At 71.4% G+C, this 13,247-nt stretch carries 13 protein-coding genes; 6 read left to right on the top strand and 7 right to left on the bottom strand.

All coding sequences use genetic code 11. From position 1 onward, the window contains the following. Positions 1–74 precede the first annotated feature (74 nt). Positions 75–623, top strand: a complete 549-nt coding sequence (locus tag MWM08_RS04450; protein WP_244458269.1) for a TRAP transporter small permease subunit — start codon at positions 75–77, stop codon at positions 621–623. After that, positions 620–2,035, top strand: coding sequence for a TRAP transporter large permease (locus tag MWM08_RS04455; protein WP_244458270.1), 1,416 nt, complete (start codon positions 620–622; stop codon positions 2,033–2,035). The genes MWM08_RS04450 and MWM08_RS04455 overlap by 4 nt, the downstream gene beginning before the upstream one ends. Positions 2,036–2,283: 248 nt before the next feature. On the opposite strand, the gene MWM08_RS04460 is transcribed toward MWM08_RS04455, so the two are convergent. The 5 genes from MWM08_RS04460 to pdxH form a co-directional block, all read right to left on the bottom strand. Beyond that, on the bottom strand, positions 2,284–3,108 hold the full coding sequence (locus MWM08_RS04460; RefSeq protein WP_244458271.1) for an aldo/keto reductase: 825 nt from the start codon (positions 3,106–3,108) through the stop codon (positions 2,284–2,286). 137 nt (positions 3,109–3,245) lie between these two features. Next, entirely contained in the window at positions 3,246–3,956 is a 711-nt protein-coding gene (locus MWM08_RS04465) for a pirin family protein (RefSeq protein WP_244458272.1), read from the bottom strand. Between the two features lie 225 nt (positions 3,957–4,181). Beyond that, positions 4,182–5,060, bottom strand: coding sequence for a universal stress protein (locus tag MWM08_RS04470; protein ID WP_244458273.1), 879 nt, complete (start codon positions 5,058–5,060; stop codon positions 4,182–4,184). A gap of 69 nt (positions 5,061–5,129) precedes the next feature. Further along, entirely contained in the window at positions 5,130–6,596 is a 1,467-nt protein-coding gene (locus tag MWM08_RS04475; RefSeq protein WP_244458274.1) for a bifunctional aminoglycoside phosphotransferase/ATP-binding protein, read from the bottom strand. Beyond that, positions 6,593–7,186, bottom strand: a complete 594-nt coding sequence (gene pdxH / locus MWM08_RS04480; RefSeq protein WP_244458275.1) for a pyridoxamine 5'-phosphate oxidase — start codon at positions 7,184–7,186, stop codon at positions 6,593–6,595. The genes MWM08_RS04475 and pdxH overlap by 4 nt, the downstream gene beginning before the upstream one ends. Positions 7,187–7,380: 194 nt before the next feature. Between pdxH and fabI the strand changes: the two genes are divergently transcribed. From fabI to MWM08_RS04495, 3 genes are read left to right on the top strand one after another with little or no spacing between them, the layout of a single operon-like run. Next, on the top strand, positions 7,381–8,223 hold the full coding sequence (fabI, locus tag MWM08_RS04485; RefSeq protein ID WP_244458276.1) for an enoyl-ACP reductase FabI: 843 nt from the start codon (positions 7,381–7,383) through the stop codon (positions 8,221–8,223). Positions 8,224–8,235: 12 nt separating this feature from the next. Further along, on the top strand, positions 8,236–8,844 hold the full coding sequence (locus MWM08_RS04490; RefSeq protein WP_244458277.1) for a hypothetical protein: 609 nt from the start codon (positions 8,236–8,238) through the stop codon (positions 8,842–8,844). An 18-nt stretch (positions 8,845–8,862) separates the two neighbouring features. Next, positions 8,863–9,243 (top strand): hypothetical protein, encoded by a 381-nt coding sequence (locus tag MWM08_RS04495; RefSeq protein ID WP_244458278.1) that lies wholly within the window; start codon positions 8,863–8,865, stop codon positions 9,241–9,243. A 38-nt stretch (positions 9,244–9,281) separates the two neighbouring features. Here the strand turns inward: MWM08_RS04495 and MWM08_RS04500 are convergent, their stop codons facing one another. Further along, the gene (locus tag MWM08_RS04500; RefSeq protein ID WP_244458279.1) at positions 9,282–9,713 is read right to left on the bottom strand and encodes an anthrone oxygenase family protein; all 432 of its coding nucleotides are present in this window, start codon (positions 9,711–9,713) and stop codon (positions 9,282–9,284) included. Positions 9,714–9,766: 53 nt separating this feature from the next. Between MWM08_RS04500 and aroC the strand changes: the two genes are divergently transcribed. Then, on the top strand, positions 9,767–10,873 hold the full coding sequence (aroC, locus tag MWM08_RS04505) for a chorismate synthase (RefSeq protein ID WP_244458280.1): 1,107 nt from the start codon (positions 9,767–9,769) through the stop codon (positions 10,871–10,873). Positions 10,874–11,173: 300 nt separating this feature from the next. On the opposite strand, the gene MWM08_RS04510 is transcribed toward aroC, so the two are convergent. Next, a complete protein-coding gene (locus MWM08_RS04510; protein WP_244458281.1) occupies positions 11,174–13,216 on the bottom strand; it encodes a 4Fe-4S dicluster domain-containing protein in 2,043 nt (680 codons plus the stop codon). Between the last annotated feature and the right edge of the window lie 31 nt (positions 13,217–13,247).

The following is a 13,247-nucleotide window of genomic DNA, read 5'->3' on the forward strand; positions in this document are numbered from 1 at the left end:
GGGGCCAACACACGGAGGCCAGGGCGCCATGCGCCGCCAGGACCGGCCGCAGCGCGGCCCGGACGCACGCTGAGATGCACGCCCTGCTCGGTTTCAGCCGCGGCGTCGATGCCATGAACGCGCTGTTCGGCCGCGTGGCGGACTGGCTCGTGCTGTCGGCCTGCGCCATCAGCGCCGGCAACGCCGCCATGCGCTACGGCTTCTCGCTGTCCTCCAATGCCTGGCTCGAGGTGCAGTGGTACCTGTTCGCCGGCACCGTCATGCTTGGCGCCGCCTATACGCTCAAGCGCAACGAACACGTCCGCGTGGACCTGGTCTATGGCTGGGTCGGGCCGCGCACCAAGCTCTGGATCGACGTCTTCGGCATCATCTTCTTCCTGCTGCCGGCGATGCTGCTGCTGGCCTGGATGACCTGGCCGATGTTCGTCGATTCCTGGATGCGCGGGGAGACATCCTCCAACGCCGGCGGCCTGCTGCGATGGCCGGTCAAGATCCTTCTGCCGATCGGCTTCGCGCTGGTCAGCCTGCAGGGGCTGTCGGAACTGGTGAAGCGCATCGCCGCCCTGCGCGGCATGGACCCCGCCGTGGTACGACTCGACGAATACCAGCGGCCGGAACAATGATCCCCAGTCTCGAGATCATGCCGGCGCTGATGTTCGGCGGCCTGGTGGTGTTCCTGCTGCTGGGATTCCCGGTGGCCTTCAGCCTGTGTGCCGTCGGGCTGTTCTTCGGCTTCGTGTCGATCGAACTGGGCTTCTTCACGGCCGCCTACCTGGGCAACCTGCCGCTTCGGGTGTTCGGCATCCTGTCCAACGACCTGCTGCTGGCGATCCCGTTCTTCACCCTGATGGGCGCCATCCTGGAACGCTGCGGCCTGGCCGAGGACCTGCTCGAAGGCACCGGGCAATTGTTCGGGAAAGTCCCAGGCGGGCTCGCCTACGCCGTCATCATCGTGGGCGCGATCCTGGGCGCGATCACCGGCACCGTCGCGGCATCGGTCATCGCCATGGGCATGATCTCGCTGCCCATCATGATGCGCTACGGCTACGACATGCGCATCGCCACCGGCGTGATCGCGGCCTCGGGCACCATCACGCAGGTCATCCCGCCTTCGCTCGTGCTGATCGTGCTGGGCGACCAGCTCGGCAAGTCGGTCGGCGACATGTACGCCGGCGCGATCGGGCCGTCGGTGCTGCAGATCCTGCTCTTCATGGGCTTCATCGCCTGCGTGTCGTTCTTCGCGCCGCACAAGGTCCCGGCGCTGCCGCCGGAAGCGCTCGTGCCGCGCGGCTGGGGCCTGTGGTGGCGCGTGCTGAAGGGCATGGTGCCCTCGATCGTCCTGATCTTCCTGGTGCTCGGCACCATCTTCATGGGCCTGGCCACGCCCACCGAAGCGGGCGCCATGGGCGCGGTCGGCGCGGTGGTACTGGCGGTCATCAACCGCCGCTTCACCTGGAAGCTGCTGCGCGAAGCCATGTCCAACACCATGCGCATCACCGCCATGGTGATCTTCATCCTGATCGGCGCCACCGTCTTCTCGCTGGTGTTCCAGGGCGTGGAGGGCAGCCACTGGATCGAACACCTGCTCGCCCAGCTCCCCGGCGGCCAGACCGGCTTCCTGATCTTCGTCAACGTCTTCATCTTCTTCCTGGCGTTCTTCCTCGACTTCTTCGAAATCGCCTTCATCGTGGTGCCGCTGCTGGCCCCGGTGGCGGCCAAGCTCGACATCGACCTGGTGTGGTTCGGCGTGCTGCTGTGCATCAACATGCAGACCAGCTTCATGCACCCGCCCTTCGGCTTCGCGTTGTTCTACCTGCGCGGCATCGCGCCCAAGGAAGTGCGATCCCGCGACATCTACTGGGGCGCCGTCCCGTGGCTGTTCCTGCAACTGCTGCTGGTCGCCATCGTCATCGCCTGGCCCGAAAGCGTGACCTACTGGCTCGACCGCGGCACCGGCGTGGACCCCGCCAGCGTCACCATCGACGCACCACCCCCACCACCACAGGACGACAACGCGGTGCCGGTGTTCCGGTAGGCGTGGGCGGTCCTCAGGGAGGGCTTTGCCCTCCCCGAACCCCACCCACCAAGGGCCTAAAGGCCCCTGGACCCCTCGACTTGATCGGGGAGATTGGGGAGGGGCATGGCGCAACCTTCGCGCCGCGCGGCACCGACGATGCCCCTCCCCAATCTCCCCGATTCAAAATCCGCGATCCAAGGGGCCGTTGCCCCTTGGTGGGGGGAGGTCCGGAGGGGGGCAAAGCCCCTCTCCGGGAACGCCCGCCCCTACAGCATCGCCAGCCCGCGTTTTCGTGCCGGTGGCGTGAAGGCGGTGTCGAGGGTGGTCAGGTCGTCCGGCGTCAGGTGGATGTCGCGCGTCGCCGCGTTCTGGCGGATGTGGGTGGGGGTGCTGGATTTCGGGATGCTGATGATGTGCGGGTGCCTGAGGGTCCAGGCGATGGCGACCTGTGCGGGGGTGATGCCGTAGCGTGCGGCGACGTCGTGAAGGGCGCGGTGGCGCAGCAGCTTGCCGCCCTGGCCGACTGGCGAGTACGCCATGACGGGCATCTGGCGTTGGGTGCAGAAAGGCAGCAGGTCGTATTCGATGCCCCGGTGTTCGAGGCTGTACAGGACCTGGTCGGCCGCGCAGTTCGCCAGGGCGGGGCCGAGTTCCTCGAGGTCGTCCACGTCGCAGTTGGACACGCCCCAGTGGCGGATCTTGCCATCGCGCTTCAGCGCTTCGAAGGCTTCGACGGTCTCGCTGAGGGGGTGGGACCCGCGCCAGTGCAGCAGGTACAGGTCGATGGTTTCGACGCGCAGGCGTTTCAGGCTGCGTTCGCAGGCGGCGATCGCGCCGTGGCGCGAGGCGTTGTGCGGGTAGACCTTCGACACCAGGAAGGCCTCGTCGCGCCGCCCGGCGATGGCCTCGCCCACCACCTCCTCGGCGCCGCCCTCGGCGTACATCTCGGCGGTGTCGATGAGTGTCATGCCGAGGTCGAGGCCGAGCCGCAGCGCGTCGGCTTCCTCGGCCCGCGAGCGTGCGCCTTCGCCCATATGCCAGGTGCCCTGGCCGAGCGCGGGGATGGGCGTGCCGTCGGGCAGGCTGGGCATGGCGGCGTCTCCTCGGTTCGTTATCCGAAGGATAGGCCGTGGCGGGGCTGCGCGCGAAGGCCTTGCGGCAGAATCGCGCGCCTTCCCGTGGTCGGGTGGCCCGGCCGGCCGGTGGGCCGGCCGGAGCCGTCGCTGCGTCAGTCCGCCGCAACCTCCACCATCACCAGTTCCGCGTCGTCGGTCGCCGTGATGGCGAATTCGCGTTCGTCGCGGATGGCGATGCCGTCGCGTGCGGCCGCTGCCACGCCGTTCACCGTGACCGCGCCGCGCGCCGCCACCAGGTAGGCCGCGCGGCCTTCGCCCAGCGGCTGCACCAGCGTCTGCCCCTTCTTCAGTGTGGTCGCGAGCACCGCCCCGTCCACGTTGATCGGCAGCGCGCCGTTGCCCGCATCCTGCGGCCGGCCGGAGGCGAGCACGTCAAAGCCGGCCTCGCGCTTTTCCTTGGGGAACTGCTTCGCCCCCCAGGACGGCTTCGCACCGCGCTTGTCGGGCACGATCCAGATCTGGAACAGCGTCGTCTTGCCGGGTTCGAGGTTGTATTCCGCGTGCACCACGCCGGTGCCGGCACTCATCACCTGGACGTCGCCGGCCTCGGTGCGGCCTTCGTTGCCCATGTTGTCCTTGTGGGTGATGGCCCCCTCGCGGACATAGGTGATGATCTCCATGTCGCGGTGCGGGTGGGGGTCGAAGCCGGTGCCTGGCGCGATTTCGTCGTCGTTCCAGACGCGCAGCTTGCCCCAGGCCATGCGCTGCGGGTCCATGTAGTGGCCGAAGGAGAAATGGTGGTTGGCGTCGAGCCAGCCGAACTTCGCCTTGCCGAGGCTGCTGAAGGGTCGCACGTCGATCATGGTGCCTTGCTCCGTCTGCGGCGCGGGGTGCCGCGCCAGTTGCAGCGGGAGATAGGCCCGCGGGGCGGGCGCCGCCACGCGGCGGCCCTGATCGCGCCCATTCAGGCGCGTGATGATGCGCCTAGAGCAGATCCCGATCAGGTGGAATCATCTGGTCGGGTGAAGATGCTCGTCAAAACAACGGGCCGGAGGCGTTGCAGCGAGCCCAAGCGAGCGGAAATGGCTTCAGCGGCACATCATCACGGGAATTTCGGCATTCTCCAGCACGTGCCGCGTCACCCCGCCCAGGATCAGCTGGCGCAGGCGCGAATGTGAATACGCGCCCATGGTCAGCAGATCGGCGCCGAAGTCGCGCGTCGCGCCCAGCAGCCCCGCACCCACTTCGCGCGTGACCGGCTTGAAGGGGGTGATCTCGGCCTGGATGCCGTGCCAGCGCAGATAGGCCTGGATGCCCTCCGCCTTCGGCCCGCGCCGCTGGTATTCGTCCGACGCCAGGATGCGCACGGCGGAGGCCTTGTGCAGCCAGGGCAGCGCCGCGGCGACGGCGGCCGCGCTCTCGGCCGTGCCGTTCCAGGCCACGCAGACCCGCGTGCCGATGTCGGCGGGTGCCACGCGCGGGGCGATCAGCACCGGCCGGCCGGAATCGAACAGGATGGCGTGCAGCGCATCGCTGCTCGACACGTCCTCGCCTGCCTCCGGGTGCGGCACCACCGCCATGTCGTAAAGGCGCGACTGCTGCGCGACCACGTCCTCCTCCCGACCCGGGATGGATTCGAAGGACAGCGTCGGGCCCTCGGTCTTGGCCGCGGTGTCGGGATTGTCGGCCAGCGTCACGCCGCCCAGGCCCGCGGTGAAGCGGTCGAACAGCGCCTTCACGCGATCGGCACGCTCGCCGCTCTCGCGTTCGGTGGCGGCCATCATCTCCTCGATCATCGCCCCCGACAGGCCCTCGCCGGCCAGGGGTGCGACATCGCGCGCATCGACGCGCACATGCAGGCAATGCACATGGGCACCCCAGGCGCGCGCGGCGATCAGCGCAGTGGCCAGCGCCGCCTCACCCGAGGCGGTTCCGGTCAGCGGCAGCAGCAGGCGGCGATAGGCCATGGTTCCAGTCTCCCCAACCGTGGTTCGTTGGTCGTTGCTTCCCTGCAGTGCCGGAGCCTAGCACAGGAATCACGCATCCTTGCCAAGGGCGGCGCGCGCGGCGCCCTCGCCGTCGTGCGTCACGTCGATCCGCTGCCAGTCGATGCGGCCCGGATCGGCGGCGGCGGCGCGCAGCAACACCGCCTCGTCGGCGTCCGAGGCATCGTCGCGCCGCGCCGCGATGCGCGTGCGCAGCACCTCGAGCGGCGCCTGCAGCCACAGCCCGTCGAAGCGCAGGCCGGCCGCGTGCGCAAGCGCCGCCGCGCGGGTGCGGATCGTGGGGTCGAGAAACACCGCGTCCAGCAGCACTGCCTGGCCGCCTGCCAGCGCCGCGACGGCCATGTCGAAGACCTCCTCGTGCACCGCCGCGCTGACCGCCGGTGCATAGGCCTCGGGCGGCAGCCGTTGCTCGGGTGCGACGCCGAAGCGCCGCTTGCGGGCTTCGTCCGTGCGCAGCACCAGCGCGCCCGGGCAGCGGCCCAGCGCCGGCGCCAGCGCGCGCGCCAGCGTCGACTTGCCCGTCCCCTGCAACCCGCCGATCGCGACCAGGCGGGGCGCGGCGGGCGAAAGATGCGCCTCAGCCGCCGCCAACAGCGCCGCGCCGTCGCGCTGCCGCGTCGCCTCCACATGCGCGCGGATCATCGCGCGCAGCGACAGCCACAGCGGCAGCCCCGCCACCAGCCCGGCATCGCCGGTGCGGGCCACGTAGCGGTTCAGCACGCGGTTCGCCGCGTCGCGCCCGACGCGCGCATCCAGGTCCATCAGCAGGAAGGCCAGGTCGTAGCCGACATCGATGCGCGCCAGCGCCTCGTCGAATTCCAGCGCGTCGAACAGCACCGGACGGCCCGCGCGCAGGCACAGGTTGCCCAGATGCAGGTCGCCATGCCCGCGCCGCACGAAGCCCGCCGCCGCGCGCGCCGCCAGCACGGGGGCGATGCGCGCCAATTCGCGCCGCGCCGCGCCCGCCCAGGCCTCCACGCGCGCCGCGTCCAGGCCCGCGCGCCGCGCCGCGGGGATATTGCCTTCCAGAATGCGTGACAGCGCCGCCGGCGCATCCACCGCCGCACGTTCGGCCGCGCCGTGCATCGCCGCCACCGCGTCCGCCGCGGCATCGAGCAGCGCGGGCGCCAGCCCCCCGCGCGCCGCCACGGCATCGAGGAAATCCGCGGGCGGCACCGGGTCCATCCGCAGCACCCAGTCCACCGCCGGTCCATCGCCACCGATCCGCAGCGCGCCGTCATCCCCGCGCGTGATGGCCACCACGTCGCGGTACAGCCCGGGCGCCTGCGGCGCGTTCAGCGCGAGTTCGCGCCGGCAGAAGCGCTCGCGGTCGTCGACTGCCGAAAAATCCAAAAAGCCCAGCGCCACCGCCTTCTTGAGCTTCCATGCGGTATCGCGCCCGACGAATACCGCCGAGATATGCGTCTCCACCGGCGCGGCGCCGGACAGCCGCGCCAGCAGCGTGGCCGCCTCCGCCTGCGCCGGCGGGATGCTCACGGATATAGCGTCTCGATCCGCCAGCCCGCGCCGTCACGATGGAACACGCGCCGTTCGTGCAGGCGGAAGGGCATGTCGCGCCACAGCTCGATGCGCTGCGGCAGGACTCGGAAGCCCGACCAGAAGGGCGGGCGCGGGATCTCGCCGATCGCGTACTTCAGCCCGTATTCCGCCACCGCCTTCTCGAGCGCGAAGCGGCTCTCCAGCGGGCGCGACTGCTTCGACGCCCAGGCCCCCAGCCGCGAGGTGCGTGCGCGGGAGGCATAATAGGCATCCGCCTCGGCCTCGCTCACCGGCTCGACCGCGCCTTCAACGCGCACCGACCGCGCCAGCGTCTTCCAGTGGAAGCACAGCGCGGCGTTGGGGTTGGCCGCCAACTCCCCGCCCTTGCGGCTTTCCAGGTTGGTGTAGAACACGAAGCCGCGTGGATCGACGCCCTTCAGCAGCACCATCCGCGCGGAGGGCATGCCATCCGGCGTGCAGGTGGCCAGGCACACCGCGTTCGGGTCGTTGGGTTCGCTGGCGGCGGCCTCGGCCATCCAGGCCTCGAAGATCGCGATCGGGTCGTCGGTGGTGGCGATGCCGTCCATGTCGGTGCTCCTTGCCCCTGCCTGTATCGGGCCGCGGCGCGATGGGGCAAGGGGCGGCGCCCGGGCGGAGTCGCGCGGAACAGTCGCGCCGGCGGCGCGCGGCGGGAAGTGACGGGGGCGGAACTCTCTTGCCCCGCACCCTTCGCCATGGCACCACCGCCGCCTCCCCAACCATCCGGACGGGCCCCGACCGCATGAACGACGCCACGCCAGAGCCCCGGATCGCGACCGGCACCCTCATGCAGGGCAAGCGCGGGCTGGTCATGGGCGTGGCGAACGACCGGTCGATCGCCTGGGGCATTGCCCGCGCCGTGGCCGCCCAGGGGGCCGAGGTCGCCTTCACCTACCAGGGCGAGGCGCTCGAGAAGCGCGTGAAGCCGCTGGCCGAGAGCATCGGCTCCTCCCTGGTGCTGCCCTGCGACGTGGGCGACGACGCCAGCATGGACGCCGCCTTCGACGCCGTTGCGAAGGCCTGGGGCAGGATCGACTTCCTGGTGCATGCCATCGGCTATGCCGACAAGCAGTTCCTGCGCGGGCGCTACCTGGACACACCGCGCAGCGCCTTCCTGCAGGCGATGGACATTTCCTGCTTCTCCTTCGTGGCGGTCGGCCAGCGCGCCGCGGCCCTCATGTCCACCGGCGGATCGCTGCTGACGCTGTCCTACCTGGGCGCCGAGCGCGTCACGCCCCACTACAACGTGATGGGCGTGGCCAAGGCGGCGCTGGAAGCCAGTGTGCGCTACATGGCGACCGACCTGGGCGAGCGCGGCATCCGCGTGAACGCCATCTCCGCCGGCCCGATCAAGACCCTGGCGGCCAGCGGCATCGGCGACTTCCGCTACATCCTGCGCTGGAACCAGTACAATGCGCCGCTGCGCCGCAACGTCACCATCGAGGATGTCGGCGGGTCGGGGCTGTATCTGCTGTCCGACCTGTCCTCGGGCGTGACCGGGGAGGTGCACCACGTCGACAGCGGCTACCACGTGGTCGGCATGAAGAACCCCGATGCGCCGGACATCACGGTGGAGAAGGGCTGAGCCGCCCGCGCCATGCTGTTTCGCCGCGCCGTGCTGGAAGGCATCGCGGCAGGGCGCATCACCCTGGCCTTCCGGCGCGCGACCCGGCCGCCGGCCCGGCCCGGCGGCACGCTGCTGACGCCGGTCGGGCAACTGGCATTCGACGCGGTCGCGACGGTCGACCCGGCCAGCCTGACCGCCCGGGACGCGCAACAGGCCGGCTTTCCTGACCTGGCGGCTCTGCGCGCAGCCCTCGCGCGCGGCGAGGGCGCGGTCCACCGCGTCGTGCTGCGCCTCGCCGGCCCCGACCCGCGCATCGCCCTGCGGGCGCAGGCCGGGCTTTCGGCCGCCGAGGCCGATGCGCTGCGCCAGCGGCTCGGCCGCATTGACCGGGCCAGCCCGCAGGGCGCCTGGACGCGGCGCGCGATCGAGGCCATCGCCGCCGCGCCGGGCCGGCGCGCCGGTGACCTCGCCGCCGGCCTCGGGTTCGAAACCGCGGTGTTCAAGACCCGCGTGCGGCAGCTGAAGGCGCTCGGCCTGACCGAGAGCCTCGAGACCGGCTATCGGCTGTCGCCGCGCGGCCAGGCGCTGCTGACGCTGCTACGCCAGGCGCCGATTGAGACGGCCACGGTTCCGGGCTAATCCTGGGCCATGCCCACGATGATCCGCCGTTTCCTTCCGGCCGTCGCGCTTGCCGTCGTCGCGGCGCTGCCGGCGGCCCCGCCGGCCCAGGCCCAGATGGAGGACGCCCGCTGCTGGACGGCGGTGCGCGTGACCGGTCCCGACGCGATGCGCGTGAGCGAGCACGAGGCCGAACAGCGCCTGCGCCTGCGCTGCCGCGCCGGGGATGCGCTGGTCTTCCTGACCGACACCGGCCAGCCTGGCGGGTCTGCCGTCGCGCGCTACTGCGATATGGCCCGCCCCTTCCTGGTCGAGCGGGTAGACGAGGTGCAGCCGCTCGACGCCGACCCGAACGCACCGCGCACCACCATCACGATGGTGACCTGCACCTTTCGCGGCGGGCCGCGGACGGACCGGTAGCGCGCCGCCGGCGCGCCCCCCCGACCGGGCGCGCCGGTTCAGCCCAGCGACGCCGCCACGAACAGCAACGTCGCGATCGCGCCCAGCGCGCTCCGCACCGCGTGCAGCATGCCCCAGCGTCGAATAAGCGCGCGGCTCTCGGCCCCGGCTGACTCCGGCGCGATGGCCTGCAGGCGATGGTTGGTCGGCATGATGCCGAGCAGCGTGAAGGGCCAGTTCGCCAGCAGCACCGCCGCACCGATGCCCCAGGCCACGCCGCCGGACTGCCACCAGGCCAGCATGCCCAGCACGCCGCCCACCACCGCCAGCGTGGCCTGCATGGCGAAGCCCCGCTTGTAGGCCGGCTTCCACTGCGCCAGCAGCGCCTGGTCATCCAGCATCAGCCGGGCCGGCTGCTCGGCCAGGTTGATGTAGATGGCCGCCCCGCCGAAGGCCGCCGCGGCAACCAGCGCCAATTGTCCCGCGAGCATGACATCCCCCGCCCGTTGAGGCTCCCGCCGCGACACGCTAAGGGCCAGGGGACATGTCCCACAACACCTTCGGCCACCTGTTCCGCGTCACCACCTGGGGCGAATCCCACGGCCCGGCCATCGGCGCCGTGGTCGATGGCGTGCCGCCGCGCATCGCGCTGACCGAGGCCGATATCCAGCCCTTCCTGGACCGTCGCCGCCCCGGCCAGTCGAAATTCGTCACGCAGCGCCAGGAAGCCGACGAGGTGCGCATCCTCTCGGGCGTGATGGACGGGCTGACCACCGGCACGCCCATCGCGCTGCACATCGAGAACACCGACCAGCGATCCAAGGACTATTCCGAGATCGCCGAGCGCTTCCGCCCCGGCCATGCCGACATCACCTACGAACTGAAATACGGCATCCGCGACTATCGCGGCGGTGGGCGTTCCAGCGCGCGCGAGACCGCGATGCGCGTGGCCGCCGGTGCCATCGCGCGCAAGGTGCTCGGCCCCGATGTGCGCGTGCGCGGGGCGTTGGTCGCGATGGGCGGGGATTGGGTGGACCCCGCCGCCTGGGACTGGGCGGCGGTGGACGAAAACGCCTTCTTCTGCCCCGACCGCGCCGCCGCGGCACGCTGGGAGGACCGGCTGCTGGCGCTGCGCAAATCCGGCGATTCCGTGGGCGCGGTGATCGAGGTGGTGGCGGACGGCCTGCCCCCCGGGCTCGGCGCGCCGATCTACGGCAAGCTCGATGCCGACATCGCCGCCGCGCTGATGTCCATCAACGCCGTGAAGGGCGTCGAGATCGGCGATGGCTTCGGCGCCGCCAGCCTGACCGGCAGCGACAATGCTGACGAGATGCGCATGAATCCCGACGGCACCGTGGCCTTCGGGTCGAACCGCGCGGGCGGCATCCTGGGCGGCATCAGCACCGGCCAGCCGGTGGTGGCGCGCTTCGCGGTGAAGCCGACCAGTTCGATCCTGACGCCGCGCGCCTCGGTGGACCGCCAGGGGCGGGAGGTCGAGGTGCTGACCAAGGGCCGCCACGACCCCTGCGTGGGCATCCGCGCGGTGCCGGTGGGTGAGGCGATGCTGGCCTGTGTCCTGGCCGACCACCTGCTGCGGCACCGGGCGCAGAATCCGGATGCGCCCATGGTGGCGCGGCTGCCGCGGAACTGACCGAGCGACCGCGCGGGCCGTGACAATGGCCGCGTCCTGGTCCCCAGGCGGGTTGCGGCGCCGGATAAGGCTTGCATCGCGCCGGCCAGCATGCGAAATAATTCCTACCAACGACCCGGAGTTTGCGTGCCTCCTGGATGGCGGCCGGCTGTTCACCGGGCATAGCCCGACCTACCCGTGATCTTGAGCGCCTTTGATGGCGGATTTCCCAGCCACCCTGCTGCGACCACACCGCTGAGCCCCGCGCAGCCCGAGGCGATTAAAGGTCCAAAGTCCTAAAGCCGTAAAGCGATGCCCGGCCTACTCGTCCGCCTTCTTCGCCCGCTCCGCCTCGCGCAGATAATCTTCGGTCGTCTTCGTCACCGGCCGCGGCGCCCCGGCATAGGGGTCGAACCCGCCGCTCGTCGCCTCCGTGATCCTGCAATCATCGCACAGGTCCAGGATCGCGATGCGCGCCGGGTCGGCAAACATCCAGTGCGCGCTCAGCTTCGCCTTCACGCGCGCGATCGACGCCTTGGTGCCGAACAGTTTCGAACAGCGCGGGCAGGAAGCCGGTTCCTCCTGCTTCACCACGACCGGCGTCGCCGCGGCCGCGTCGAAGTTCAGCCGCGGCTCCAGCGTGATCACCTTCTCCGGGCAGGTCGCCGCGCACAGCCCGCACTGCACGCAGGCATCCTCGAGGAAGCGCAACTGCGGCGTCTCCGGGTTCGCCGAAAACGCCGAGGTCGGGCAGACGCTCGTGCAGGCGAGGCACAGCGTGCAGCCCGCGACATTCACCTGCGCCACGCCGAAGGGTGCGAGCGCGGGCAGCGCCACCGTCGCCGTCGCGGACCCCGCCGCCTCGCGCAGCGCGCGCAGCCCCTGCAGCGCCATCTCGCGCGGCGTGCCGATCGCCTGGTGCGTGGACGGCGCGAAGCCGAAGCCCGCGCGCGGCAGCGCGGCCAGCGCCTCGCCCAGCGTGAAGGGATCGTCGGTCTCGATCGTCGCGGCGGGCGCAACCGCATGGCCCAGCCCGAGCCCTGCCAGCGTGGCGTTCACCGTCTCGATGTTGCGCGCCAGGCCCTCCGCGCCGTGCCGCCCGCGCGCCGGCAGCAGCACGCGCACCGCGGAGGCACCCCAGGCGAAGGCGCCCGTCAGCAACGACAGATCGATCGCGGTCGGCTCGTTCACCCGCAATGGCAGCACGCGGGCCGGCAGCCCATCGCCGTGGCGCGACAGCGCATCGAGCATCGGTTCGCCCTGCGTGTCGTCGTGCAGCAGCAGCACCGGCGCCTCGCCGCCTGCGGCACGATAGGCCAGCAGCAGAGCGCGGATGCGCCGTGCCATCGCCGCCGGCGGCGGCAGCGTGTAGGTCGCCGCCCCGGTCGGGCAGACCGCCGCGCAGGCGCCGCAGCCCGCGCAGATCTCGGCGCTGATCACGACCTGGTCCTTCAACGTCCCGGTGCCCGGCGCGATGGCGCCGGTGGGGCACAGGTCGATGCAGCGCGTGCAGCCGTTGCGCTTGTTGCGGGCATGCGCGCACAGCCCGCCATCGAAGGCGATGAAGCGCGGCTTGTCGAACGTGCCGACCAGTTCGCCGGCAGCGACGATGGCGCGTTCCACCGCGGCGGCGTCCGCGGGGTCGGCGCGCAGGTAGCCCTGGCGGACCTCATGCGCGGGGAACAGCGGCGCGCCGCCGGTCAGGTCCAGCACGATGTCCGCGCGGCTGGTCGCGCCATCCTTGCCGGGGCCGAATTCATACTGCGCGCGGGAGGAAGGGCGCGGCATCGCCGCACCATCCACGGTGACCTCGAAGGCGCCGAGGTACCCGGTCGCGGCGCGCGCGCGCCCCTTCATCACCGGGAAGGGCGCGCTGCGCGGCGGCGTGACCGCTTCCGCGCCGGTCAGCAGCACCGTGAGGTCCAGCCGGTCGGCCAGGCGCGCCGCCACCTCCAGCGCCACGCCATCGCGCCCGAGCACCAGCGTGACGCCCTGGCTCTCCAGCGGCACCAGTGGCGTGGCAGGCATCGGTTCGGCGGCGGCAGCCAGCAGCGCGGCCATCTTGGGGCCGGCGGCGCGACCCTCGGCGGCCCAGCCGGCCTGCTCGCGGACGTTCACGAAGGTGGGTGCGGCGGCACCGGCCTCGGCCGCTTCCTGCGCGAACAGCGGCGCCTGGGCGGTGCAGGCGACGGTCACCGGCCGCCCGGTCGCGAGCGCCGCCATGAAGCGATCGAGCTGCGCCATGCAGAGCTGTTCGGCCGTGCGCAGTTCGGCGCCGCAGCCGCGCGCGATGGCGCGCTCGTCGAGGCGCATCGTGTCCTCGCAGCTGCACACCAGGGCGATGCGCCCATCCGTTCCGCTCATGCCGCCTGGCCCCCCGACGCCCCCGTTTGGT

This window comes from Roseomonas fluvialis (genome assembly GCF_022846615.1).
GTDB classification, from domain to species: domain Bacteria; phylum Pseudomonadota; class Alphaproteobacteria; order Acetobacterales; family Acetobacteraceae; genus Neoroseomonas; species Neoroseomonas fluvialis.

Coding starts and splice junctions, on each gene's coding strand:
- MWM08_RS04450 (WP_244458269.1), top strand. CDS start 75: ATGCACGCCCTGCTCGGTTTCAGCCGCGGCGTCGATGCCATGAACGCG.
- MWM08_RS04455 (WP_244458270.1), top strand. CDS start 620: ATGATCCCCAGTCTCGAGATCATGCCGGCGCTGATGTTCGGCGGCCTG.
- MWM08_RS04460 (WP_244458271.1), bottom strand. CDS start 3,108: ATGCCCAGCCTGCCCGACGGCACGCCCATCCCCGCGCTCGGCCAGGGC.
- MWM08_RS04465 (WP_244458272.1), bottom strand. CDS start 3,956: ATGATCGACGTGCGACCCTTCAGCAGCCTCGGCAAGGCGAAGTTCGGC.
- MWM08_RS04470 (WP_244458273.1), bottom strand. CDS start 5,060: ATGGCCTATCGCCGCCTGCTGCTGCCGCTGACCGGAACCGCCTCGGGT.
- pdxH (WP_244458275.1), bottom strand. CDS start 7,186: ATGGACGGCATCGCCACCACCGACGACCCGATCGCGATCTTCGAGGCC.
- fabI (WP_244458276.1), top strand. CDS start 7,381: ATGAACGACGCCACGCCAGAGCCCCGGATCGCGACCGGCACCCTCATG.
- MWM08_RS04490 (WP_244458277.1), top strand. CDS start 8,236: ATGCTGTTTCGCCGCGCCGTGCTGGAAGGCATCGCGGCAGGGCGCATC.
- MWM08_RS04495 (WP_244458278.1), top strand. CDS start 8,863: ATGATCCGCCGTTTCCTTCCGGCCGTCGCGCTTGCCGTCGTCGCGGCG.
- MWM08_RS04500 (WP_244458279.1), bottom strand. CDS start 9,713: ATGCTCGCGGGACAATTGGCGCTGGTTGCCGCGGCGGCCTTCGGCGGG.
- aroC (WP_244458280.1), top strand. CDS start 9,767: ATGTCCCACAACACCTTCGGCCACCTGTTCCGCGTCACCACCTGGGGC.
- MWM08_RS04510 (WP_244458281.1), bottom strand. CDS start 13,216: ATGAGCGGAACGGATGGGCGCATCGCCCTGGTGTGCAGCTGCGAGGAC.